Genomic DNA, 1,919 nt, shown 5'->3' on the forward strand with positions numbered 1-1,919 from the left:
GAGCCGCAGCCGCTCAGCCGAGCACGCCGCGGCCGTCGCGCAACTCGAAGACCAGCTGGGTCTCCGTGCCGCGGACGACCGGATGCACCGTGATGTGCTCGAGGACGATGTCGCGGAGCGCGACAGCATCCTGCACGGCGACGTGCACGAGGAAGTCATCGACCCCGGCGACGTGGAACACCTGCAGCACCTGCGGTGTCGCGACGAGCGCATCGAACAGCGCATTCACCTTGTCGCCGGTGTGGTTCGCGAGGCGCACCTTGATGATGGCCTCGAGCGGGAATCCGAGCGCGGTGGTGTCGATGCGGATGCGGGAGCCCCGGATGATGCCGCGATCACGCAGGCTGCGTACGCGGTGCGCGCAGGTCGACTCCGCAAGCCCGAGTTGCTGCGCGAGCGCCTTGTTCGTGAGATCTGCGCGGATACTGAGCGCGGCGAGCACCTTCAGATCGAGTTCATCGAGTTGTGCTTTCGCCAACCTCGCCACCTCCATGATGTTGGTTCTTTGCTGAATATCTCAGTTTCCTGCGCACGAACAGCGGATGCTGTCGAATTCTCCCATTTTCATGGGGTTTCCGGCAATCTGGAAGAATGACTGCCCAGCCTCTGCACCCTGACACCGTTGCCGTCCACAGCGGCCGCGGCGACCTGACCGACCTCGGAGTACACGCGCTGCCGATCGATCTCTCGACGACGAATCCGCTGCCTGATGTCGAGCGCGGCGGCGACTCCTACGAGGCAATGGCGACCGGTGGACGCCCGCCCGAGGACGGCAGCATGGTCTACGCGCGGCTGTGGAACCCGACCGTCGCACGGTTCGAAGATGCCCTTGCCGAAATGGAGCACACCGAGGCATCTGTCGCCTTCTCCTCCGGCATGGCCGCGATGACCGCGGTGATTCTCGCGATGACTTCGGCGACCGGAAAGCGGCATGTCGTCGCGGTTCGACCGCTCTACGGCGGCACCGATCACCTGCTGGGATCCGGCCTGCTCGGCACCGAGACGACCTTCTGCCATCCGTCGGAGGTGGGTGTCAGCATCCGCCCCGACACCGGACTTGTGGTCATGGAGACGCCGGCGAATCCGACGCTCGAGCTCGTCGACATCGCCGCGGTCGTTCGTATGGCCGGAGACGTCCCCGTCGTCGTCGACAACACGTTCGCGACGCCGATCCTGCAGAACCCGTGCGATCACGGCGCGGCGATGTCGCTGCACAGCGCGACGAAGTATCTCGGTGGGCACGGCGACGTGATCGCGGGCGTCGTCGCGTGTAGCGAGGAGGCGGCCGAGGCTCTGCGACGGGTGCGCGCGGTGACCGGTGGTCTGCTGCATCCGCTCGGTGCGTATCTGCTGCATCGCGGTCTCACGACTCTGCCGGTGCGGATGCGTCAGCAGCAGGAGAACGCCCAGCAGCTCGTGCAGTGGTTGCAGGATCAGCCTCAGGTCAATGAAGTGTTCTTCCCGGGGCTCGACGGCGACCCGGAGGGGATTCTCGAGCGGCAGATGCACGGCACCGGCGCGATGATCGCGATGCGGATGCAGGGTGGCTACGCCGCAGCCAGCACGGTGGCATCGTCGGTGAAGCTGTTCACCCACGCGGTGTCTCTGGGTGGCGTGGACTCGCTGATCCAGCATCCGGCCGCGCTCACGCATCGACCCGTGCCGGCGGATGCTCGGCCCGATGCCGATGTGCTGCGACTGTCGGTCGGGCTCGAGAATGCCGGCGACCTCATCGCGGACCTCGCGCAGGCGTTCGCTGCGGTTTCGGATGCTGCTTGGACGGGTGCTGCGGTGCCGGATGCCGGGGCACCAGCATCCTCGCCTCGCGCTGCTGTTTCCTAACTCGCGCTGCTGCGTTTCCTGGTGCTGCGGCGCCAGCATCCGCCCTTCGCGCTGCTGATCCCTGCCTCGCGCTGCTG

2 protein-coding genes are annotated in these 1,919 nt (G+C 66.5%); one reads left to right on the forward strand and one right to left on the reverse strand.

Going from position 1 to position 1,919, the window contains the following annotated elements; genetic code table 11:
• Window positions 1-13: 13 nt before the first annotated feature.
• The gene (locus ACTIAO_RS08045; protein WP_441905767.1) at window positions 14-478 is read right to left on the reverse strand and encodes an Lrp/AsnC family transcriptional regulator; all 465 of its coding nucleotides are present in this window, start codon (window positions 476-478) and stop codon (window positions 14-16) included.
• A 113-nt stretch (window positions 479-591) separates the two neighbouring features.
• Between ACTIAO_RS08045 and ACTIAO_RS08050 the strand changes: the two genes are divergently transcribed.
• Window positions 592-1,842 (forward strand): trans-sulfuration enzyme family protein, encoded by a 1,251-nt coding sequence (locus ACTIAO_RS08050; RefSeq protein WP_441905768.1) that lies wholly within the window; start codon window positions 592-594, stop codon window positions 1,840-1,842.
• The last annotated feature ends 77 nt before the right edge of the window (window positions 1,843-1,919 follow it).

It is taken from the genome of Microbacterium sp., assembly GCF_052099035.1.
Taxonomy (GTDB): domain Bacteria; phylum Actinomycetota; class Actinomycetes; order Actinomycetales; family Microbacteriaceae; genus Microbacterium.

What these genes read in the sequence shown, in the direction of transcription:
- ACTIAO_RS08050 (WP_441905768.1), top strand. Translation starts at nt 592, where the DNA reads ATGACTGCCCAGCCTCTGCACCCTGACACCGTTGCCGTCCACAGCGGC.